The following is a 21,176-nucleotide window of genomic DNA, read 5'->3' as shown; positions in this document are numbered from 1 at the left end:
TTAAAAACAAGTTGAACGTACGTATTGTAAGTTATAGAGTTCTTGTCATGTTTATGAATCAACAGTGGAAAACCTGTAATGAGTGACGTGCATGTACCGGCGGATGTGTCGCCAATGATTCCCCGTACCCTGTTCAATGAAGACCATGAAGCGTTTCGCGCCACCGCTCGACGTTTCTTCGAGACGGAAATTGCCCCTTATCACGAGAAGTGGGAAGAGCAGCAGCATCTCGATCGCGAGCTGTGGAACAAGGCGGGTGAGTTTGGGCTGCTGTGTGCCACCATGCCCGAGGAATACGGTGGCTGCGGCGTTGACCGCCTCTACTCGATGATTCTTATGGAAGAGCAGGCCCGGGTGGGTGATTCGGCCAGCGGCTTTGCGCTGCATTCGGACATTGTTGCCAACTACATCAACAACTTTGGCTCCCATGAACAGAAAAGCCAGTGGTTGCCCAAAATGGCCACCGGTGAAGCGGTCACTGCCGTGGCCATGACCGAGCCGGGTACCGGTTCCGATCTGCAGCGCATCAAGACCACTGCCACCCTTGAGGGTGATCACTATGTGGTGAATGGCTCGAAAATCTTTATCACCAACGGTTACCTCTGTGACATGGCGGTGGTGGCGGTGCGAACCGGGCCGGCTGAGTTGGGAGCACAAAGTGTGTCCCTGATGATTATTGAGGCGGATCGCGAGGGCTTCTCCAAGGGCAAGCCACTGAAGAAAGTAGGCATGCGCGGGCAGGACACCTGCGAGTTGTTCTTCGACAACGTCAAGGTGCCCAGGGAAAACCTGCTGGGCGCCGAGGGCATGGGCTTTATTGCCTTGATGAAGGAGCTGGCCTGGGAACGAATGATGATCGCCATCATCTGTGCGTCAGCTGCCGAGCATGCGCTGGCAACCACCGTGGAATATGTGAAACAGCGCCAGGCGTTTGGCAAGCCGGTGGCGGCGTTCCAGAACACCCGCTTTGAACTGGCCGAGATGCGTTCTGAAATCCAGATTGCGCGGGTCTATGTGGATCGCTGTATGGAGCTGGTGGTGCGCAATGCCCTGTCCCCCGAGGCGGCCTGTGCGGCCAAGTACTGGGTGTCCGATTTGCTCAGCAAGGTAGTGGATCGTTGTGTGCAGCTACACGGTGGTTACGGCTACATGCTCGAGTACCCCATCGCCCGCGCCTATATCGACACTCGTGCCAACCGTATCTACGGCGGCACCAACGAAATCATGAAAGAACTCATTTCCCGTTCTATCTAAAGATTCCTCCGGGCTCGCGTGCAGTGGGCCCGGGAATAAAAGGAGGAAAGCATCATGGCAGAACGTCGTTTTGATGATCGTGTGGCCATCGTTACCGGTGCCGGGGGCGGGTTGGGCCGCCAGCATGCACTGACCCTGGCCGAGCGCGGCTGCAAGGTGGTGGTTAACGATCTGGGTGGTAGTGCCCACGGTGACGGCAAGTCATCGTCCGCCGCAGACAAGGTGGTGGAAGAGATCCGGGCCATGGGGGGAGAAGCGGTTGCCAACTATGACTCGGTGGAAAACGGCGAGTCGATAGTGCAGACCGCGCTGGATCACTTCGGCACCGTGGATATCGTGATCAACAATGCCGGCATCCTCCGTGATGTGAGCTTCGCCAAGATGACGAAGAAGGACTGGGACCTGGTGCTGAAAGTCCACCTTGAAGGCTCCATGAGCGTCACCCATGCGGCCTGGCCGATCATGCGCGAGAAGGGCTATGGCCGCATCATCATGACCACCTCGGCGGCGGGCCTGTACGGCAACTTCGGCCAGGCCAACTACTGTGCCGCCAAGCTTGGTTTGGCCGGGCTGGCCAACTGTCTGGCCGAGGAAGGGCGCAGCAAGAACATTCATGTGAATACCATTGCGCCGATCGCCGCTTCACGGCTGACAGAAACCATCATGCCGCCGAACCTGCTGGAAAACCTGAAGCCGGAAGCGGTCAGTCCGCTGGTGGCCTGGTTGTGTCATGAAGACTGCGAAGAGACCAAGGGCATCTTCGAAGTGGGTGCCGGCTACATCAGTAAGTTGCGCTGGGAGCGCACCCAGGGCAACAACTTCCCGCTCGGCAAGGCCTTCAGCGTTGATGACGTGGCCCGTCGCTGGGACAAGATCACCGATTTTACGGATGCGAACCATCCCTCCAACGTCAACGAATCCTTCTCGCCGATCCTCGACAACATCAATAATCCGTCTTTGGGTGGCAACGAATTCATCGATCTGGATGTGGCCAGCAAGGAAAGCGTCGAGCTGGAATCGGCCTATGATGAAAATGATTTGTCGCTGTACGCGCTGAGTGTTGGCGCCGCCCGTGACCCGCTCGATAAAGATGAACTGAAATTCGTCTACGAGCTGGGCGGCAATTTCCAGGCGTTGCCCACCTATGGCGTCATGCCGCAGATCGGCGCGATGCTGAAAGCGGCGAAGGAAGGTGCGCTGACCTTGCCGGGGATGAACTTTGGTTTTGACCGCTTACTGCATGGTGAGCAGTACACCGAGATCAAGCGGCCACTGCCGCCGCATGCCAAGCTGAAACACACCTTCAAATTCAAGAAGGCGCTGGACAAGGACCCGAACGCAGTCGTCACCTTCGCCATTACTTCCACCGACGAGAACGGTAACGAGGTGGCCTACAACGAGATGACCTCGTTCGTGAAAGGTGCCGGTGGCTGGGGCGGTGAGCGTGGCGATTCCGGCGAGATCAATGTGCCGCCCGCCCGCGAACCGGATGCGGTGATCGAGGAAAAAACCGACGCCAACCAGACATTGCTGTACCGCCTGTGCGGTGACTGGAACCCGCTGCATGCGGACCCGGCGTTTGCCAAGGCCTTTGGCTATGACAAACCGATCCTGCACGGGCTTTGTACCTTTGGTTACGCGGGCCGCCATGTGATCAAGGCGTTCAGCAATAACGATGGCCGTTACTTCAAGAGCATCAAGGTGCGCTTTGCCAAGACGGTGTTCCCGGGTGAAACCCTGGAAACACGCATGTGGAAGGAATCCGATAACCGCATCATCTTCGAAACCTGGGTGAAAGAGCGTAACGAGGTGGTGCTGAAGAATGCCGCCATCGAGTTGTTCTCGGAGATTCCGGCAGAAGCGCCGGTGCCGGAGCGGGTGTCCGCCGAGGAAGTGTCTGCACCACAGGTGGAGCAGGCGGTGACGCCCGACGATGTGTTCGCGGCAGTGGCGACCTACATCGAGCAGAAGCCGGAACTGGTCGACCAGACCGGCACCAGTTTCCTGTTCGAGTTCAGCAATCCGGATCAGCAGTTCTTTATTGACCTGAAAAATGCACCGGGCGCGGCAGGGCCGGGCACGATTGACAAACCGGACGTGACCCTGGCACTGGACAGCGAGCACCTTTCCACCGTGTTTGGTGGCGATCTCGCTGCCGTGCAGAAACTGTTCTTCGGTGGTGAGCTGAAAATCTCCGGCAACGTGATGGCCTCCAACAAGTTGACCGTGTTGCAGGACATGGACCCGAAACTGGCCGAACAGGAACGCGACAAGCGTGTGGCTGCCGGTGGTGGTTCACAGGTTGCCGCAGCACCGGCCGAATCGCAGGAACCGACCATGGCGGATGTGTTCAGTGCCATCGGCCACTTCATTGCCGATAACCCGGACCTGATCGAGAAGACCGGCACCAGCTTCCAGTTTGCGTTCAGCAACCCGGATCAGGATTTCTTTATCGATTTGAAGAACGCGCCGGGTTCTGCCGGTCCGGGCCAGCTGGACAAGGCGGATGTGACGCTGGAACTGGATACCAGGCATGCACCGACACTGTTTGGCGGTGACCTTGCTGCCGTGCAGAAACTGTTCTTCGGTGGCGAGCTGAAGATCGGTGGCAATGTGATGGCCTCCAACAAGCTCACCGTATTGCAGGACATGGACCCGAAGCTGGTGGAACAGGCGCGGGACAAGAGACTGGCCTCCGGCCAGCCGGACACCGCCGCCGCGCCACCGAAAAAGCAGAAGGAACCGCAGGCGGAAAAAGTGCTGCAGCAGCTGGCGGAAAAACTGTCGGCCATCGGCGGGCAGGGCGGTGTATTGCAGATCAAGGTACAACGCCCTGACAGTACCTGGTTTATCGACCTGTCCGATTCGTCGCCTGCTGTCTCCAGCGGCGAAAAAGACGCCGTGGCGGTGATGACACTGGACGACGGCAAGCTGGCCGATCTGATTACCGGCAAGGTGGCCTTGCGGGCCTTGTACCAGAAAGGCGACATGCGCGTGGACGGTGATCTGTCGCTGGTACGCAAACTCGAACAAATCCTGTAACACCCGAATTCGGAGAAACGACAATGAAACGTAGAGTGAATGTAATCGGTGTCGGGATGACCAAGTTTGCCAAGCCCGGTGCCAGCGATGATTACCATGTGATGGCAAAGGCTGCAGGCCTCGCCGCCATGAAGGATGCCGGCATCCAGTACAGCGATGTGGAGCAGGCGTTCTGCGGTTATGTCTACGGCGATTCCACTTGTGGTCAGCGCGCCGTGTATGAGCTGGGATTGACCGGTATTCCTGTGGTCAATGTGAACAACAACTGCTCCACCGGGTCGTCGGCCCTGTTCCTGGCCCGCCAGGCCATCGAGGGCGGCTTGGCCGAATGTGTGATTGCGCTCGGTTTCGAGAAAATGGAACGCGGGGCGCTGGGCTCCAAGTTCAATGATCGCGAAAACCCCATGAGTCAGCATGCGCAGGTGATGATGGATGCGCAGGGTTTCAACCAGGCGCCGCCGGCGGCACAGATGTTCGGTGGCGCGGGCCGCGAGTACCGGTGGCAGCACGGCACCAAACGGGAAACCTTCGGCAAGATCGCCGAGAAGGCGCGCCGCCATGCCGCCAACAACCCCTACGCGCTGTTCAACCAGGTGCTGTCGCTGGAAGAAATCATGGCGTCCGACGAGGTGTTTGATCCGCTCACCCGCTTCCAGTGCTGTCCTCCCACCTGTGGTGCCGGTGCGGCGATCCTGTGCTCGGACGAGTTCGCGAAAAAGCATGGCATTGAGAATCCGGTGTATATCGCCGCCCAGGCCATGACCACGGATTTCGCCAGCAGCTTTGACGAAAAATCCATGATCAAGATGGTCGGCTACGACATGACACGCGCGGCTGCAGAGAGTGTGTACGAGCAGGCCGGCATTGGTCCGCAAGACATCAATGTGGTCGAGTTGCATGACTGTTTTACCGCCAATGAGCTGCTCACTTATGAAGGCCTGGGTCTGTGCCCGGAAGGCGGTGCGGAGCAATTCATCTGGGATGGTGACAACACCTATGGCGGCAAGTATGTGACCAATCCATCCGGTGGCCTGCTGTCCAAGGGCCATCCGTTGGGCGCCACCGGGCTGGCGCAATGTACTGAGCTGGTGTGGCAGTTGCGCGGTCAGGCGGACAAGCGTCAGGTAGACGGTGCACGGGTGGCCTTGCAGCATAACCTCGGTCTGGGTGGTGCCTGTGTGGTAACCATGTATCGCAATGACTGAGTACCGTAAAGACTGAACTGTCACATACAGGGTGCCGGCCTGCCGGTTCGCAGGCCGGCTTCCCTGTTAAGGAGGTCCGGGATGAATGCGGTAACGACAAAAAGTAAAAGCAAGGTAGTAAAGGCCAGCTTCTCACCGCGCCGGTCTTGGCTACGCCCACGGCATTGCCCACAACTTCGGCGCCCACTATCACACGCCCCATGGCCTGGCGAATGCCATTGTGCTGCCTCACGTACTCGAATATTCCGCCCCCGCCTGCATTGAGCGCCTGGCCGAACTGGCCCGCGTCAGCGGCCTGGAGCAGGGCGGTGAAACCGATGAAGCGCTGGCAGGAAAATTCATCAAACGTGTCCGCGAACTGAAACAGGAGCTTGGCATTCCCGAGAAGCTGGACGCATTGCGCAGCGAAGATGTTCCCGACATTGCCAGGGCTGCATTGCAGGAAGCGCATTTCATTTATGCGGTACCGCGCTATATGAATCAGACGGTGTGTGAGGCACTGTTGAAGAAGATGCAGGCCTGAGGTTTTGTGGAAACGGGGACAACGATTTAATCGAACGACATGGCGCGAGTGGCTGGATCTCCACGAGTTCACCTGCGTTGCCCATGCCCAGCTATTAACCACACAGTGGCGGTGGCAATACAATAACGGATGGCCCAATTCGGCCATTGGCGGAGTGCCTCCGGCCCGATTGCTACAGTGACTCTATACTCAAACGAGCGATGAAAAATGGGTGGATTACACCTTCATGGATTGCTTCCTCAGTGAGCCCGTAGAACGATTCTGCTTTCCGTGATAGACGTCGGTGACACGCATGAATCACTAAATCTGGCACCCCTCCGCGCTTCATGCTTTCATGATCAATACCGAATCAGCCATTAGCGCAGCTAATTAGTCATGAAAGAGAACCTGAACGACCTGATCGCCTTTATGGCCGTGGCTCGGGAACAGAGCTTTACCCGCGCCGCCGCCGGGCTGGGTGTGTCCCAGTCCGCCCTCAGTCAGACCCTGCGTAACCTGGAGGAGCGGCTGGACCTGAAGCTGCTCAACCGCACCACCCGCAGCGTCACCACCACGGAAGCCGGCGACCGGCTGCTGGAACTGGTAGGGCCGGCGCTGGACGATATCGACGCCGGGCTGGCGGAGCTGCACTCGCTCAAGGGCAAACCCGCCGGCACCGTACGCATCACCGCCGATGAATTTGCCGTCTCCACCGTGCTGTGGCCAGCCCTGCAGCCCCTGCTGCGTGACCACCCGGATATCAAGGTGGAACTAAGCGTGGACTATGGACTGGTGGATATTGCCAAGGAACGATTCGATGCCGGGGTACGCCGCGCCGGACTGATTGCCAAGGACATGATTGCAGTACCGATCTGCCCGCCGATCCGCATGGTCGTGGTGGGCTCACCGGACTACTTCAACCGACACACGCCACCGCAAAAACCCCAGGACCTGGTGGCACACAACGCCATCAACCTGCGCCTGCCCACCCAGGGCGGCGTTTTCCCCTGGCTGTTTCAGGTACGCAAGAAAGAAGTGAAAACCCACACGGAAGGACAACTGGTATTCAACAGCATCCTGCAAGTGCTGCAAGCGGCCAAAGACGGCATGGGCCTGGCCTACCTTCCAGAAGCCCTGGCCCAGCCGGGACTGGACGACGGCAGCCTGATCTCCGTGCTGGATCGCTATAGCCACACCTTTCCCGGCTATCACCTCTATTACACCAGCCGCCGCAAGGCCTCCACTGCCTTTGCCATGGTGGTTGATGCCTTGCGCCTTACCTGAGAGCTCTCGAAACCAATCGACCGAATATAAAAAAGGGCGACCAACCTGGCCGCCCTTGATGCTGTCGCGATGTGTTACAAGTGATCCTGATAAAACTGCTGCAGTTTTGCCAACGCCTGATCCACCGCTTGCGGCTGATCGTACAGGTCATAATGGCTGGCACCATCGACCACCAGCAGATCCTTGTTTTTCGACGCCGCACGGCCATACAGCTCGTAGCCATCCCGGTGAGAACCGAAGGCCCCGGTCTTGCTGCCGATGATGACTTGCAGCGGCTGGGTCAGCAGATGCTCAGCCAGATGGAACGCATCGAAGGCCACTGCCGGTGCCAGCCCTGAGAAACGCAGCTTGTTGGGGGAACCCGGCTGCTGCCCGCGCGGCGTGGTGTAGTAATCCACCGCTTCCACCACATCAATATCGGTAATGCCTGCCTGCTCACACTCGTCTTTCGAGTTGGGAATATAGCCGGTGATCAGCGGCTCCGCCCCACGGGCCTCGGCGGTACGCTGCTGGCCAATGGCCTCCAGGGTCTGGATCGCTGCATTCGGGGACATATCCCCCTCGCGCATCAGCCGCCCATAGTTGGCCGCCACCACCGTGCCCACCGCCTTGATACGACGCTCCGTCATGGCCGCATGCACGGCATAACCGCCACCGCCACAAATACCCAGCACCCCGATGCGGCTCTCATCCACAAAATCCTGGGTCACCAGATAGTCCACCGCACAGCGGAAGTCCTCCACCCGGGTCGCCGGGTCTTCCAGAAAACGGGGCTCGCCACCACTTTCCCCCTGGAAGGACGCATCAAACGCCAGCGTCACATACCCCATTTTCGCCAGCCGGGCGGCATAGATCGCACCGGAGGTCTGCTCCTTGCAGCTACTGATCGGGTGCGCACAGATAATCGTGGGGTACTGCCGGGACGCATCAAAGCCTTCCGGGAAGTACAGATTGGCGGCCACATCGACATTACGGTTCTTGAAGCTCACAGCTTTCATGGTCTTACCCTCTTGTGAATCCATTAGGTTGGTCAGTGACTATGGGATTCACGGTAGCAAGCGGGGATTGTTCTGATTAGATGGCAATTTAAGGAAGGGGTTATTAGCTTAGCCAATGAATTAAGGCAGTACTACATTTTCGACACTGCGCTTTACTGCATGATGCAATATCTTCCCAGATCTCTTATTTCGTACCCCAAAGGGGGGTAGGCCAGCTCCATGTCTACGAGCACCTAAACCCCACTCTCAATCGCCAAACTAGACCGCATCATCGCCTTGTCTCGATCTGACGGAGCACCAAAAAGCTTGTGGTAGTCGCGGCTGAACTGGGACGGGCTTTCATAACCGACCAGGTAATCAACGCTGGCCACGTCCTGCTCGCTGAATAGCAGCCGCCAGGCTTCCTGCAAACGCACCCGCTCCTGGAACTGCACCTGGGTTAGCTGGCTGATGGTCTTGAAATGCCGATGAAAAACGCGGGGCTTATATTCGGCATAGCGGTCAGCTCCCCGACTTTGAAAGACTTTTGATAATTCGCATGCATCCAAGTCGTGACCCGACCGATGCGAGTGATGTCGCTGTCTTTCTGCCGATTTGGTGTAACGCCGCCGCCCCCCCCCAGCGGCGAGCACAACAGGCTCCAACAAATTTCCCTGCGTATAAGCGGCGCCATCTTTTCGCAAGCGGCCAGTATCTTGAGCGGTTATAGATTGACTAAACAACCTGGCTGGCAAAAATGAATCCGAGGCAGAAGCGACAACCTGTGGCGCTAGGGAGCTGGATCAGGTTAAAAGATTATGCATAAGCCATTGGGCGGCGCAGGGTAGCAGGACAGCGATTCGTGGCCACATTTGCTGTTGTGTGATGCAGGCTGCTGATTGTCCAGAGGTGTCCAAGCGAGTCCATCAAAATCCCGATTCTTTGTATAGGTTGTAGTTCAGGGTCTTGGCTTATGGTTGTCGATAGTCAATAAATACAGCCTAAACACACCTGTACATCATAGGTGTATTAAGGCTTCTATGGCGTTGGCTACTCGCTGGTGAGCTATTTTTCGCTCCTCAAAATAATCATACCGATCATAAATCCCCTCAACCCCCTTCAGCTTGTGATTCAAACACCTCTCCGCCACATGGCTCGGCACACCTTCCGCAGCTGCGAGGCTGCGGAAGGTGCGTCGCAGGTCGTGGATGGTGAAGTGTTCCAAGTCGTCCATTTTGTTGGGTGGCTGCACCTTCCGGCCAGCCTCTCGGCCAAATAGCTTGGAAATGGCGCGGTTCAGGGTGTCAGGGCCCATGTGGGGGCGTTTGCTGGCGCGCCTGGCAGGGAACACATAGGGGGAGCCGCAGGCATGGCCTTGCTGTACCTTTAGCCACTCAATGGCTTGGGTTGGCAGAGGGATGGTGATCGATGCGCCAGTCTTGCTGCGCTCTTTGGAGAGATCCCAGATTCCGGCCTCGAGGTCGAATTATTCCCAGCGGGCCTCGCATAGCTCGCTTTTTCTCACGCCTAGCACCAGGAACAAGCAGCAGGCCCGATAGTTGTCTCGACCAAAGCTGCTGATGTGCTCCCGGAAGACCCCAAAGGAATGTTCGATTTCTTCCAGCGTCAGGGTGCGCTCCCGGCTGGCTTCGACGCCGCCGGCGTCGCTGACGGTGAAGGGACTGGCCGGGTTGTTCTGGCACAGGTCCAGTTTGATGCCATGACGAAACAGCTGCTTCATGTACATCAGGGTGTCATTGGCGATGGTGGGGCGGTTGCTGCGCTGAACGCGCTGCAGGACTGCCCGGATATCCCTTGGGGTGACGTCGGCAATCGGGTAGAGGCCGATCACCGGGTGGATTTCTTTCTGGTAGATGCGCTTGGGGATGTTGGGGTGTTTCAGGCGCCGGGACAGATCGGTCTCATGCCAGTCCTGGAAGAGGTCTTTGACGGTGCGGATGTCGGGCTGGACAACTTTGGCCCTTTCCTGGATTGGGTCGGTGCCCGTTCGGATGCCTTGCTTGGTCAGCACAGCGGCTTCCCGGGCGTCACCCAGGGACATCTGGGGGTATTGGCCCAAGGTAATCTCGTGGCGCTTGCCTTGGGCGCTGTAGCGCAGCATCCAGTAGGGCGTGCCTGACTTGCGCACGCAGAAATAGAGGCCGCCACCATCGGTATGCTTCTTGGGGGCCTGCTTTGCCAGGGACTTGATCTGAGTGGCGCTGAGTTTGCTCATTTTGACCTTGTGGCGTTTGAGCCTATAAAAACAGGCTGCCCACCACTTTTTTTTTGTTGATTAAAGAGAAAAATTCTCTGTTATCAATGGTATGCAGGCAGTCTCTTGATGGCTGCCCACCATTTCAGGTCAATATAGGTGTCAGGGAGGGAAAAGTCACGTTTTTGCCCACCATTTTGCCCACCACTTTTGTCTGGATAGTGGTGGATGGCAGTGGATTTCCATGGATTGAGTTTCGAATTTAATTCTTTAAAAACAACGTATTAAATACGATTATGGACTTACCTGGATTTTACTCGATATTCTGGATCTGTTCCCGCATCTGCTCGATCAGCACTTTCAGTTCCACCGCTGCCGCGGTGGTCTCGCTGTCCACGGATTTACTTGCCAGGGTGTTGGCTTCGCGGTTGAGTTCCTGCATCAGGAAATCCAGGCGGCGGCCGATGTGGCCGCCTTTCTTGAGAATGCGGCGCACTTCGCTGACGTGGGTAACCAGGCGATCCAGCTCTTCGTCCACGTCCATTTTCTGGGCCAGCATCACCAGCTCCTGCTCCAGCCGGTCCGGGTCCGGGGACTCGATCACATCCTGAATGCGGGTACGCAGGCGTTCGCGCTGGGCTTCCTTGATGCGGGGGATGGCGGCTTTGACGATATCGATCTGGGTGCCGATGCCATCCAGCCGGTCGACAATCAGCTGGCCCAGTTGCTCGCCTTCCCGGCGGCGGGTGTCGATAAGGGCATCGAGGGCTTCATCCAGCAGGGACTGGGATTCGTTCTGCAGCAGTTCCACATCCAGCTTGCGGGTGCTGAGTACGCCAGGGTGGCGCAGGATTTCCATGGGGTTGACCTGACCTGGATGCTGGACCAGGTCGCCGACTCGACGGGATACCTCGGAAAGTTGCTTCACCAGTTCTTCGTTGAGCTCCAGGGAGACCTCGCTATCGTCCTGCTGGTAGCGCAGGGTCACTTCCACCTTGCCCCGGGCCAGCGCCTTGCGGCATTTCTCGCGCACGCCGTTTTCCAGGGCGCGCAAGGCATCGGGCAGACGCGGGCTCACCTCGAGGTAGCGATGATTCACGGCTTTGATCTCCCAGACCAGGCTGTAGCCTTCCAGATGACGGTCGGCGCGGGCGAAAGCGGTCATACTGCAGATCATGTGAACCTCGAAACAGCTGTTGGAAAGGCCCCTTAGTCTAGACCACGAGGGCCCATCGGGCCTAATGACCCACCAGGCAGGCATAACCGCCCCTGCCTTTGCTACAATGGCGGCCCTTTTGCATTCAAGACACTTCAGGAGTTTCCATGCGTCCTTCCGGCCGAGCCCACGATCAGCTGCGTGAACTGAGCTTCACCCGCAACTACACCGTTCACGCCGAGGGCAGTGTGCTGGTCGCTTTCGGGGATACCAAGGTGCTGTGTACCGCGTCCGTAGAGGAAGGTGTGCCGCGCTTTCTGAAGGGCAAGGGCCAGGGCTGGATCACTGCCGAGTACGGCATGCTGCCCCGTTCCACCCACACCCGCTCCGGTCGCGAGGCTTCCCGGGGCAAGCAGGGTGGCCGTACCCTTGAAATCCAGCGTCTGATCGGTCGTTCCCTGCGTGCTGCCGTAGATATGAAAAAGCTGGGTGAGCGCACCATCTTCCTGGATTGTGATGTACTGCAGGCTGATGGCGGCACCCGCACCGCATCCATTTCCGGTGCCTGCGTGGCCCTGGTGGATGCCTTTTCCCATTTGCTGGAAACCAAGAAGATCAAGGATGACCCGCTCACCGGTCTGGTCGGCGCAGTATCCGTGGGGGTCTACAAGGACGAGCCGGTGCTGGATCTGGACTATGCCGAAGATTCCAATGCTGGTACCGACATGAACGTGGTCATGACTCAGCAAGGCGGCTTTATCGAAATCCAGGGCTCTGCCGAAGGGGCTCCCTTTACCCGCGAACAGTCCGACACTCTGCTGGGGCTGGCGGAAAAGGGCATTGGTGAAATCATTCAGGCCCAACAGCAGGTGCTGGGCTGGTAAGGACAGACAATGAAGAACTACAAGAAGCATTTTCTGCGTTTTGCCCAGGAGCGTGAAGCGCTGAAATTCGGCGAATTCACCCTCAAGTCCGGTCGCAAGAGCCCGTACTTCTTCAACGCGGGCACCTTCAATACCGGTGAGGCCCTGGCGCGGCTGGGTCGCTATTATGCGGACGCCATCGTCGCCTCCGGGCAGGAATTCGATATGCTGTTCGGGCCGGCCTATAAAGGCATTCCACTGGTGGCAGCGGTGGCGGTGGCGCTGGCCGAACACCATGGTCGCGATTTGCCCTGGGCCTTCAACCGCAAGGAAGCCAAGGATCATGGCGAAGGCGGCTGGCTGGTAGGGGCGCCCTTACAGGGCCGGGTGCTGGTAATTGATGATGTGATCACTGCGGGTACTGCGATCCGTGAAGTGGCGGCGCTGTTCGAGAAGACCGATGCCACCATGGCGGGGGTCATGGTGGCACTGGATCGTCAGGAATGCGGCAAGGAGCCTTCCGAAGCAGGGAGGGGGCTGTCGGCGATTCAGGAAGTGGAGCAATCGTTGGGGGTGCCGGTGGGCAGTATCGTGGCGATGAACGATATTATCCACTGGCTGGAACAGCAACCGGATAGCGAGCCCATGGTGTACCGTATGCGGCAGTACCGGGAGCGTTATGGAGTGGAATAATAATGAGATGTATTGCTCTGATTCTGGTGTTGATTCTGTCGGCGCCAACACTGGCTGCGCGATTTGGACAACGCGCCAGTGAGCGCATGCCGGACGGGGCCTATTTTCGGCATGTGACTGCCGATGGAGTGGTTCACCTGAACCGTACTCTGACCACTGACGCCATGCGTAGCGGTTATCAGCTGCTGGATCAGCACGGGCGGGTCCTGGAAGATGTGGACGGCGTTAATCTGAATGACGAAGAGGCCCGGGAGGTTCGTCTGCAGCGGGCTCGTCAGGCCCGTGAAGACAAGGAGCTCGTGCGCCTGTATGCGGGGCCGGAAGATGCGGTACGTGCCATGGATCGCAAGATCGATGCCCTGGAGCTTAGCATCAGCTATGAAGAAAACAGCCTGGCCCAGCTACAGATGAAGCTTGATGACGAGATTGCAGTAGCGGCCCGGAATGAGCGAGCCGGTCGCGATGTGCCGGATGGCGTTCAGGAGGCCATTGAGCGCCTGAAGCGCCAGATTGAGCTGACAGAAGAAAAGCTGGTGGAGTTCGAAACCGATATCGACGCGGCGAAAAAGGAATATGCGCCTATTATCCAGCGACTGAAGGAAATCGAGAAGACAGAACGTTAACCTTGCCCCTTTGCTGTAGCCGCCTGCCTGCAGGCTGGCGGCTACAGGACTATTCCCGGAACAGGGTTGGGATCAGCAATTCCCACTGCGTCTGCCAGTCCTGGCTGGGACGGGCTTTGAAGCCTGAGCGAACGAATTGGGCAATACGGCCCTCAACCACTGCCAGCAACAGGTTGGCAGTAATGGTGGGGGTGGTCCGGGTGCGCAGCCCTTCCTTCAGCTCTGCGTCGCGCAGTACCTGCTTGAGCTGGCTTTCCACCCGATCATAGAACTGCTGGATGCGCTGGTGCAGTCGTTCATTCTCGCCGGTCAGGGCATCACCGGTGAGCAGCCTGGTAATCCCCGGGTTGCGCTCGGTAAAAGCCAGCATCAGGGTCAGGATCTGTTCCACCTGGCCAGTGGCATTTCCTTCTTCGGTAATGCGATTAATGCGGGAGAAGATCGCCTCTTCAATAAACTCGATCAGCCCCTCGAACATCTTCGCCTTGCTGGGAAAATGCCGGTACAGCGCCGCCTCTGAAACTCCCACTTCCCGAGCCAGGCCGGCGGTGGTGATACGTCCCCCGGGGCCGGCTTCCAGCATATGGGCGAGCGACTGCAGAATCTGCTCTTTGCGCGACGGTTTTTTTTCGGTCATGTAGCGTCGTTCCCGTTGTTATATTGTCAGCCTTCGTAGGAGCTATGCTTGCATGGCGAAGTCCTGAAGGGCATTGCCATGTTCGCCATGCGAGCATGGTTCCTACAGTCTCAGTCCTTGCTGATCAGGGTCCCGATCCCCTGATCGGTAAGGATTTCCAGCAGCACCGCGTGGGATACCCGCCCATCGATGATGTGAGCGGTGTGTACGCCGTTTTTTACCGCTTCCAGGGCGCAGCCGATCTTGGGCAGCATGCCGCCGTGGATGGTGCCGTCCTTGATTAGTTCATCGACCCGTTCGGCGCTAAGGCCGGTGAGTACTTTACCCTGTTTATCTTTCAGGCCCGCCACATTGGTGAGCAGGATCAATTTTTCGGCGCGCAACACCTCGGCCATTTTGCCGGCCACCAGATCCGCATTGATATTGTAGCTAACGCCATCTTTATCCACGCCGATGGGGGCGATTACCGGAATAAAGTCACTGCCGGCAATCAGGTCGATGATGGTGGTATCAATACCCTGCACTTCGCCCACATGGCCGATGTCGATAATTTCCGACGTCTGCAGGGCCGGGTCGTTTTTGTCCTGTGCCTTGAGCAGCATCTTGCGGGCCTTGATCAGGCGTCCGTCCTTGCCGGTGAGACCGATGGCCTGGCCGCCGTTGTGCTGGATCAGGTTGACGATGTCCTTGTTGACCAGGCCGCCGAGCACCATCTGCACCACGTCCATGGTTTCCTGATCAGTGACGCGCATGCCCTGAACAAACTTGGATTCCTTGCCCAGGCGTTCCAGCAGGCTGCCGATCTGTGGGCCGCCGCCGTGAACGATCACCGGGTTGAGGCCAACCTGTTTCAGCATCACCACGTCGCGAGCGAAGCTGTTTTTCAGCTCGTCGTTTTCCATGGCGTTGCCGCCGTACTTGATCACCACGGTGGCACCGGAAAAGCGCTGAATGTAGGGCAGCGCCTCGATCAGAATCCGGGCAGTGTCGTGGGCACTGTTGGTGTCCATTGGATCTCCTAGGGTATTAGCGTTAGCCGGGGAGTTGAAAGTTTAAAGTTCAAAGTTGAAACGTGAAGATGGCACCACGCTAACCGAAAATATTTTGCTCCGCGCTTCATCCTTGGCGCGAACGCGGGTGCGACCTTGCCGAATACAAAATGCCTTGCCCACGCTTTTCAACTTTGCACTTTGAACTTTCAACTCCTCGACTGCTTGATTCTAACTCAAAATGGCAATTCCAGGCTGTCGTCCACGGCCTGAAGGTGCTTGCGGAACTGTTCCTTGACCCTTTCCAGGGCTTCCTCGTCGCGGCCTTCGAAGCGGGCCACCAACGACGGCGTGGTGTTTGAGGCGCGCACCAGGCCCCAGCCGTCCGGGAAGTCCACCCGCAAACCATCGATGGTAGTGGGCCGGCCGCCAGCGAATTGTTCGGCGCGAGCGGCAAGGGCGTCCACAAGGGCAAACTTGTTTTCTTCGCTCACATCGATGTAGAGGGCCGGGGTGGTGAGACCGGTTTTCAGGCCGTCGAACACCTGCCCGGCGCTGTCATCCTGCAGTGAGAGGATTTCCAGCAGACGAGCGCCGGCGTACAGGCCGTCATCGCAGCCGAACCAGCGGTCGGCGAAGAAGATGTGGCCACTGATCTCGCCGGCCAGTGGCGCACCGCACTCTTTCATTTTGGCCTTGATTAGTGAATGCCCGGTCTTGTACATCATCGGGCGGCCACCGTTCTTGCGGATAATGGCCGGCAGAGCCCGGCTGCATTTTACGTCAAAGAGAATGTCTGCGCCCGGGCTGCGCCCCAGCAGATCCTTGGCGAACAGCATCAACAGGCGGTCGGGCCAGATGATTTCGCCGCTGTTGGTGACCACTGCAACCCGGTCAGCGTCGCCATCAAAGGCCAGGCCAAGATCCAGATTTTCCTCTTGCACGATGCGGATCAGGTCGGCCAGGTTGTCCGGATTGCCCGGGTCGGGGGCGTGATTGGGGAAGTTGCCGTCGATATCGGTGTATAAAGAGGTTACTTCACAGCCAAGTTGCTGGAAAAGGCGTGGCGCCAGTTCGCCGCCAGCGCCGTTACCGCAGTCTATGGCGACTCTGAGGGATCGTGCCAGCACGATATCGCTGAGAATATCGTCCAGATAACGATCGGCGATATCGCGTTCCTCCTCGCGGCCCTTGCCTTCACTGAAGGCCTTGTTGCGGATGCGTTCCTGCAAGGCAGTGATGCGTTCGCCGTAGAGAGTGTCGCCATTGATAACGATCTTCAGGCCGTTGTGGCTGGTCGGATTGTGGCTGCCGGTGAGCATGACGCCGCTACGGGTTTCCAGCACTTCGGTGGCGTAGTAGAGCACCGGGGTGGGCACCAGCCCCAGATTGATGACATCACGACCGGATTCCAGCAGGCCCTTGATCAGAGAGCGACTCAGCTCCGGGCTGGACAGGCGCCCGTCCCGGGCCACCAGTACGCTTTGCTGGCCGGCGTCGCCAGCTTCGGTGCCGATGGCGCGGCCGAGCAGATACACACCCTGGGCGGTGAGTGTGTCGCCGGCCACGCCACGGATGTCGTAGGCACGAAAGATGCTGTCCGGGAGGGTCTCGCCTTGTTTCTCGTCCATCAGCAGAATGCTGTCGTCATTTTCTTCCACCACGACCAGGTCTTCCGACTGTTTTTTGACAGCAGAGCGGTGTGGGCCGCCCCGCTCACGAAGCTTGGTTGCCATGCGTGCCTGGGCGTCGTTGACGGTGCTGAAAAGCGGAAAATGGAAGTGATTGCGGGCGCTGACGCCGGGCTGGCGCGCCAGTTCATCGCAGTAACGAATCAGTTCGGCGCAGTCTTGCTTGAGAAACCGGGCCAGCAAGCGGTTGACCAACAAGGTGCCGAGTAATAACAACACGATGCCCAGGGCTACAACGATGGTGCTGATCATCAGCAGATTGCTGTCGGTGGGGGGCAGCGTCAGTTGGACAAGCACCTGGCCAGAAGTGGCGTCGACACGGGTGCCATTATTGTTGTCGGGCTGGCTGAAGAGGTTGCTGCCAGCGAATGTTACCTGCAGTTGGCTACCGGCGGGCGCCAGGTCTTGCAGGCTTTTTGCCAATACGCTCAGAGGCACTTGTAGTAGCAGGGCGCCACTCTGGGTGCGGGTGGCTTTCACCAGAATCAGGGTGGGGGGCTGGCCGGCGATGATGGCCGGGCCCGGTGACTGGCCCAGACGCACTTCCTTGAGCAGTTGCTGTGCGGTATAGCTGAAATCGTCGGTGTTCGCGCCACGGCGTGGCACCAGGCGCAGGCTGGCATCCGGCAGCCATTGGTGATGATGGGCGTTGAAGTTGGCGACGGTGTCAGTGGATAGTGCCTGGTCGATATCGTTACGGGTGGCCAGCAATGCCAGCTGCTGCTGGTGTGCCTTGATATGGCTCTGGGCCAGGTTGGCGATGGACTGAGCAAGCTGCGTGGCGGCTTGCTGTTGTTGTGCCGCGTCTGCCACCCTCGTCTGGTAAAACCAGGTTGCACTGCCGGCCACCAGGATGGCCGCCAGGGCGGCAATCAGCAGGGGCGCCAGTGGCTTGAATACGCTGACGTCGGCGCCTTTATTGTTCTTCTTGTTGTTCCCCATATCCCCTCCGGATTAGACCTGAATCCGTGATGGCGGCGCGGCGTCTGACACAAGCCTTTGCCGCCACAGACCCGTTTTTTCTGAAGAAAAGTCTTCAGTCAATCGTACTCTCTGATACGAGACTTCTTCAGAAAGCTCGCTGTGACAACAAATTTTTATGCCATCCATCCGCGCTGAAGTCATGGCTTCAGGTTAGGCTCAGTGACGGCCGCTGTGGCCGAAACCGCCGCTGCCCCGCTCAGTGTTGGTGAAAGTCTCCACCTGTTCCAGTTGCACCTGCATCACCGGTACGATCACCAGCTGGGCGATTCGCTCGCCGGGTTCCACGGTGAATGGCTGGTTGCCCCGGTTCCAGCAGGACACCATCAGCTCGCCCTGGTAGTCAGAATCAATCAGCCCCACCAGATTGCCCAGCACTATGCCGTGTTTGTGGCCCAGTCCGGAGCGCGGCAGGATCATGCCCGCATAGCCGGGATCGCTGATGTGGATGGCCATGCCGGTGGGCAGTAATTCGGTCTGCCCCGGTGCCAGTGTCAGTGGTTCTTTGACCATGGCACGCAGGTCCAGGCCGGCGGAGCCGTCGGTGGCGTAATGGGGCAGTGGAATTGCGTCGCCCAGTCGGGTGTCGAGAACGCGGTATTGCAGTTTCATGGAATCAGTTCCTGATTGGCCGGACACCTGACGCTGAACGCCGGACGCGCTGAGCGTCTGGCATCTGGCGTCAGGCGTCAGGCGTTATTAATCTTTATACCGTATCGCAATCAGTTCGATCAGTTGTTTGGCAATCTGGGCCTTGGAGGCCAGCGGCAACACCTTGTGGCCACCGGGCCAGATGACGGTGAGGGCGTTGTTGTCGCTGTTGAAGCCCACGTTGCTGCCGGACACATCATTGGTGGCGATCATATCCAGTTTCTTGTTCACCAGTTTGGCCTGGGCGTAGGCCACCACATCCCGGGTTTCAGCGGCGAAGCCCACAGTGAAGGGGCGTTTGTCGTGTTCTGCCACCGACGCCACGATGTCCGGGTTTTTCACCAGGGTGAGGTGAATTTCCTCGGTGGATTTTTTGATCTTGTGGTCGGCGGTGACGGTGGGGCGGTAGTCGGCCACGGCGGCAGTGGCAATGAACACATCACAGCCCTCGTCCACGGTTTTCATGCAGGCATCGAACATGTCCACCGCCCGGCTCACGTCCACCCGGTCTACCCGCGACGGGGTCGGCAGATTGACCGGCCCGGCGATCAGGGTGACCCGCGCACCGGCTTCGGCGGCGGCCTCGGCCAGGGCGAAGCCCATTTTCCCGGAACTCTTGTTGGTGATATAGCGCACCGGGTCGATGGCCTCGCGGGTAGGGCCGGCGGTAATCACCACATGTTTGCCGGTGAGTAGCTGGTAATCGAATACCTCGGCGGCATGCTGGAGGATCTCCAGCGGCTCAAGCATCCGCCCTGCGCCGATTTCGCCGCAGGCCTGGCTGCCGCTGCCGGGGCCGAATACCTTGATGCCCTTTTCCTGCAGGATCAGCAGGTTTTTCTGGGTGCTGGTGTCCGCCCACATCTGCTGATTCATGGCCGGAGCGATGGCGATGGGGGCGCCGGTGGCCAGGCAGAGGGTGGCGAGCAGATCGTTGCCATGGCCATGAGCGAGACGCGCCATGAAGTTGGCTGAGGCCGGGGCAATCAGTACCAGATCCGCCCATCGGGCCAGCTCGATATGGCCCATGGCGGCTTCCGCGTTGGGGTCCAGCAAGGTGGTATGGACCGGATGCCCGGACAGGGCCTGCATGGTCAATGGGGTAATGAATTCGCAGGCTCCCTGGGTCATCACCACCCGCACCTGGGCACCCACATCCTGCAGGCGACGAACCAGATCGGCGGCTTTATAAGCGGCAATCCCGCCCGTGACTCCCAGAAGGATGCGTTTGTTCACCAGACGATGCATGCGAGAACCCTTATTGGCTGACGGCAATCATGGCAAATCTCGTCTGCCGATGCTGCCCCCGGAATGCTATTAATCGAGGCGCATAGGGTAGCACTGTAAAAGAGGCGCGGCACGCAGCATGCAAGCACGCAACACGGAAAAGATCAGGGGCGAAAAGGTGGAGAGAGAGAATCGGCGCTATAGAAATTTGCGAGTTTGGCTGGGAGCGGTGGAATTGGCCGAAGCGGTATATGGGATGACCAAGTGGTGGCCGAGAGAAAAACGCTCTGGGCTGGCTGGCCAGATGCAAAAAGCGGCGCTGGGAATACCGTCCAATATCGCCCAGGGCTATGGGCGTGCTGAGAAAGCTGGAGGCGGCGTGATGTCTGATTATTCCATGTTGCGTGGTTCCATGCCGTGTGGAGCGTTCCTGTGGCGATAACTGACTGGCCGACGGATGAGCGGCCCAGGGAAAAGTTGCTGGCAAGAGGGGCGGAATCACTGAGTGATGCGGAGCTGCTGGCGATTTTCTTGCGCACCGGGCAGCAGGGTATGACAGCGGTGGATCTGGCCAGAACACAGTTGTTGGCAGGGGGCGGGCTGCGCGCCTTGCTGGATGCCGGGCCGGAGCGTATGGCCCGTCTGCCGGGCATGGGCACTGCCCGGCGGGCTTTGTTGCTGGCGGCCCTGGAGCTGGGGCGGCGTTATCTGGCTGAACCTCTGGAGCGGGGCTTGCCGCTGGATAATCCGGACAAGGCCGGGCAGTTACTCACTGCTCGCCTGCGCGGGTTGCCTTACGAGGTGTTTGCCTGCCTGTTTCTGGACAACAAGCATCGGCTGATTGCCTTTGAGCAGTTGTTTCAGGGCACTATCGATGCGGCAGCGGTGTATCCGCGGGAGGTGGTGCGCCGGGCCATGGAGCACAATGCGGCGGCAGTGATTCTGGCTCACAATCACCCCTCCGGTGTGGCGGAACCCAGCCAGTCCGACCATGCCATCACCCGGCGGCTGGTGGAGGCGCTGGGGCTGATGGAGATTCGGGTGCTGGATCATCTGGTGATCGGTGAAGGTGGCTGGGTGTCGCTGGCCTCGAGAGGGGCCTTATAGTGGCGTTGCGAAGATTCTCTGCGGGGTATTTTCGCCCTGCCAGGTCTTGGCAAGGCGGAGGTAAGTCCCTGAATCCTGG

The 21,176-nt window shown here is 58.6% G+C and carries 18 protein-coding genes and 3 pseudogenes; 11 read left to right on the top strand and 10 right to left on the bottom strand.

All coding sequences use genetic code 11. From position 1 onward, the window contains the following. Positions 1 to 78 precede the first annotated feature (78 nt). From T9A_RS12025 to T9A_RS12005, 6 genes and pseudogenes are all read left to right on the top strand, one after another. Positions 79 to 1,254: an acyl-CoA dehydrogenase family protein gene (locus T9A_RS12025; protein ID WP_052042934.1), complete on the top strand. Its 1,176-nt coding sequence runs from the start codon at positions 79 to 81 to the stop codon at positions 1,252 to 1,254. A 54-nt stretch (positions 1,255 to 1,308) separates the two neighbouring features. Next, on the top strand, positions 1,309 to 4,296 hold the full coding sequence (locus T9A_RS12020; RefSeq protein WP_052042931.1) for a peroxisomal multifunctional enzyme type 2: 2,988 nt from the start codon (positions 1,309 to 1,311) through the stop codon (positions 4,294 to 4,296). A 23-nt stretch (positions 4,297 to 4,319) separates the two neighbouring features. Continuing rightward, entirely contained in the window at positions 4,320 to 5,501 is a 1,182-nt protein-coding gene (locus T9A_RS12015; protein WP_035248717.1) for a lipid-transfer protein, read from the top strand. A gap of 148 nt (positions 5,502 to 5,649) precedes the next feature. Continuing rightward, positions 5,650 to 6,024: pseudogene (locus T9A_RS12010) on the top strand (hypothetical protein); the annotation flags it as partial. A 19-nt stretch (positions 6,025 to 6,043) separates the two neighbouring features. Further along, positions 6,044 to 6,205 (top strand): annotated as a pseudogene (locus T9A_RS16895) (integrase core domain-containing protein); the annotation flags it as partial. Positions 6,206 to 6,399: 194 nt separating this feature from the next. Beyond that, positions 6,400 to 7,287 (top strand): LysR family transcriptional regulator, encoded by an 888-nt coding sequence (locus tag T9A_RS12005; protein ID WP_035248714.1) that lies wholly within the window; start codon positions 6,400 to 6,402, stop codon positions 7,285 to 7,287. 74 nt (positions 7,288 to 7,361) lie between these two features. On the opposite strand, the gene T9A_RS12000 is transcribed toward T9A_RS12005, so the two are convergent. From T9A_RS12000 to T9A_RS11985, 5 genes and pseudogenes are all read right to left on the bottom strand, one after another. Further along, a complete protein-coding gene (locus tag T9A_RS12000) occupies positions 7,362 to 8,285 on the bottom strand; it encodes an alpha/beta hydrolase (protein WP_035248713.1) in 924 nt (307 codons plus the stop codon). 233 nt (positions 8,286 to 8,518) lie between these two features. Further along, on the bottom strand, positions 8,519 to 8,833 hold the full coding sequence (locus tag T9A_RS11995) for a helix-turn-helix domain-containing protein (protein WP_052042919.1): 315 nt from the start codon (positions 8,831 to 8,833) through the stop codon (positions 8,519 to 8,521). Positions 8,834 to 9,282: 449 nt separating this feature from the next. Continuing rightward, a pseudogene (locus tag T9A_RS17435) lies at positions 9,283 to 9,735 on the bottom strand (tyrosine-type recombinase/integrase); the annotation flags it as partial. A 15-nt stretch (positions 9,736 to 9,750) separates the two neighbouring features. Continuing rightward, complete coding sequence (locus T9A_RS17430) at positions 9,751 to 10,500, bottom strand: tyrosine-type recombinase/integrase (RefSeq protein ID WP_232222097.1); 750 nt, start codon at positions 10,498 to 10,500, stop codon at positions 9,751 to 9,753. Between the two features lie 292 nt (positions 10,501 to 10,792). Then, positions 10,793 to 11,644 carry a YicC/YloC family endoribonuclease gene (locus tag T9A_RS11985; RefSeq protein ID WP_232222096.1) on the bottom strand — a complete coding sequence of 284 codons (852 nt, stop codon included), beginning with the start codon at positions 11,642 to 11,644 and terminating at the stop codon, positions 10,793 to 10,795. Positions 11,645 to 11,802: 158 nt separating this feature from the next. Here T9A_RS11985 and rph point away from each other — a divergent pair, with 158 nt between their 5' ends. The 3 genes from rph to T9A_RS11970 are packed head-to-tail and all read left to right on the top strand — an operon-like array spanning position 11,803 to position 13,814. Then, positions 11,803 to 12,519, top strand: coding sequence for a ribonuclease PH (gene rph / locus T9A_RS11980; protein ID WP_035248709.1), 717 nt, complete (start codon positions 11,803 to 11,805; stop codon positions 12,517 to 12,519). 9 nt (positions 12,520 to 12,528) lie between these two features. Next, positions 12,529 to 13,191, top strand: coding sequence for an orotate phosphoribosyltransferase (gene pyrE, locus T9A_RS11975; RefSeq protein ID WP_035248706.1), 663 nt, complete (start codon positions 12,529 to 12,531; stop codon positions 13,189 to 13,191). 2 nt (positions 13,192 to 13,193) lie between these two features. Further along, the gene (locus T9A_RS11970) at positions 13,194 to 13,814 is read left to right on the top strand and encodes a hypothetical protein (protein WP_035248703.1); all 621 of its coding nucleotides are present in this window, start codon (positions 13,194 to 13,196) and stop codon (positions 13,812 to 13,814) included. Positions 13,815 to 13,863: 49 nt separating this feature from the next. On the opposite strand, the gene slmA is transcribed toward T9A_RS11970, so the two are convergent. From slmA to coaBC, 5 genes are all read right to left on the bottom strand, one after another. After that, complete coding sequence (gene slmA, locus T9A_RS11965) at positions 13,864 to 14,451, bottom strand: nucleoid occlusion factor SlmA (RefSeq protein WP_035248701.1); 588 nt, start codon at positions 14,449 to 14,451, stop codon at positions 13,864 to 13,866. Positions 14,452 to 14,561: 110 nt separating this feature from the next. Then, positions 14,562 to 15,461 (bottom strand): acetylglutamate kinase, encoded by a 900-nt coding sequence (gene argB, locus T9A_RS11960; RefSeq protein ID WP_035248699.1) that lies wholly within the window; start codon positions 15,459 to 15,461, stop codon positions 14,562 to 14,564. Between the two features lie 215 nt (positions 15,462 to 15,676). Beyond that, a complete protein-coding gene (locus tag T9A_RS17370; RefSeq protein WP_035248698.1) occupies positions 15,677 to 18,073 on the bottom strand; it encodes a phosphomannomutase/phosphoglucomutase in 2,397 nt (798 codons plus the stop codon). 198 nt (positions 18,074 to 18,271) lie between these two features. Next, positions 18,272 to 18,724 carry a dUTP diphosphatase gene (gene dut / locus T9A_RS11950; protein WP_035248696.1) on the bottom strand — a complete coding sequence of 151 codons (453 nt, stop codon included), beginning with the start codon at positions 18,722 to 18,724 and terminating at the stop codon, positions 18,272 to 18,274. 87 nt (positions 18,725 to 18,811) lie between these two features. After that, positions 18,812 to 20,011, bottom strand: coding sequence for a bifunctional phosphopantothenoylcysteine decarboxylase/phosphopantothenate--cysteine ligase CoaBC (coaBC, locus tag T9A_RS11945; protein WP_035248694.1), 1,200 nt, complete (start codon positions 20,009 to 20,011; stop codon positions 18,812 to 18,814). A 118-nt stretch (positions 20,012 to 20,129) separates the two neighbouring features. Between coaBC and T9A_RS16665 the strand changes: the two genes are divergently transcribed. Together T9A_RS16665 and radC are read left to right on the top strand one after the other, a co-directional pair. After that, positions 20,130 to 20,432 (top strand): four helix bundle protein, encoded by a 303-nt coding sequence (locus tag T9A_RS16665; protein WP_052042915.1) that lies wholly within the window; start codon positions 20,130 to 20,132, stop codon positions 20,430 to 20,432. Beyond that, on the top strand, positions 20,423 to 21,097 hold the full coding sequence (gene radC, locus T9A_RS11935; protein WP_035248692.1) for a RadC family protein: 675 nt from the start codon (positions 20,423 to 20,425) through the stop codon (positions 21,095 to 21,097). The genes T9A_RS16665 and radC overlap by 10 nt, the downstream gene beginning before the upstream one ends. The last annotated feature ends 79 nt before the right edge of the window (positions 21,098 to 21,176 follow it).

Source organism: Alcanivorax jadensis T9 (genome assembly GCF_000756655.1).
GTDB lineage: Bacteria > Pseudomonadota > Gammaproteobacteria > Pseudomonadales > Alcanivoracaceae > Alcanivorax > Alcanivorax jadensis.
Note: the sequence above shows the minus strand (reverse complement) of the source record. Positions and strands in the feature narration are given on the sequence as shown.

Coding starts and splice junctions, on each gene's coding strand:
- T9A_RS11985 (WP_232222096.1), bottom strand. CDS start 11,644: ATGACCGCTTTCGCCCGCGCCGACCGTCATCTGGAAGGCTACAGCCTG.
- pyrE (WP_035248706.1), top strand. CDS start 12,529: ATGAAGAACTACAAGAAGCATTTTCTGCGTTTTGCCCAGGAGCGTGAA.
- T9A_RS12005 (WP_035248714.1), top strand. CDS start 6,400: ATGAAAGAGAACCTGAACGACCTGATCGCCTTTATGGCCGTGGCTCGG.
- T9A_RS17430 (WP_232222097.1), bottom strand. CDS start 10,500: ATGAGCAAACTCAGCGCCACTCAGATCAAGTCCCTGGCAAAGCAGGCC.
- T9A_RS11970 (WP_035248703.1), top strand. CDS start 13,194: ATGAGATGTATTGCTCTGATTCTGGTGTTGATTCTGTCGGCGCCAACA.
- rph (WP_035248709.1), top strand. CDS start 11,803: ATGCGTCCTTCCGGCCGAGCCCACGATCAGCTGCGTGAACTGAGCTTC.
- T9A_RS12000 (WP_035248713.1), bottom strand. CDS start 8,285: ATGAAAGCTGTGAGCTTCAAGAACCGTAATGTCGATGTGGCCGCCAAT.
- T9A_RS12015 (WP_035248717.1), top strand. CDS start 4,320: ATGAAACGTAGAGTGAATGTAATCGGTGTCGGGATGACCAAGTTTGCC.
- argB (WP_035248699.1), bottom strand. CDS start 15,461: ATGGACACCAACAGTGCCCACGACACTGCCCGGATTCTGATCGAGGCG.
- dut (WP_035248696.1), bottom strand. CDS start 18,724: ATGAAACTGCAATACCGCGTTCTCGACACCCGACTGGGCGACGCAATT.
- coaBC (WP_035248694.1), bottom strand. CDS start 20,011: ATGCATCGTCTGGTGAACAAACGCATCCTTCTGGGAGTCACGGGCGGG.
- slmA (WP_035248701.1), bottom strand. CDS start 14,451: ATGACCGAAAAAAAACCGTCGCGCAAAGAGCAGATTCTGCAGTCGCTC.
- T9A_RS12025 (WP_052042934.1), top strand. CDS start 79: ATGAGTGACGTGCATGTACCGGCGGATGTGTCGCCAATGATTCCCCGT.
- T9A_RS12020 (WP_052042931.1), top strand. CDS start 1,309: ATGGCAGAACGTCGTTTTGATGATCGTGTGGCCATCGTTACCGGTGCC.
- T9A_RS17370 (WP_035248698.1), bottom strand. CDS start 18,073: ATGGGGAACAACAAGAAGAACAATAAAGGCGCCGACGTCAGCGTATTC.
- T9A_RS16665 (WP_052042915.1), top strand. CDS start 20,130: ATGCAAGCACGCAACACGGAAAAGATCAGGGGCGAAAAGGTGGAGAGA.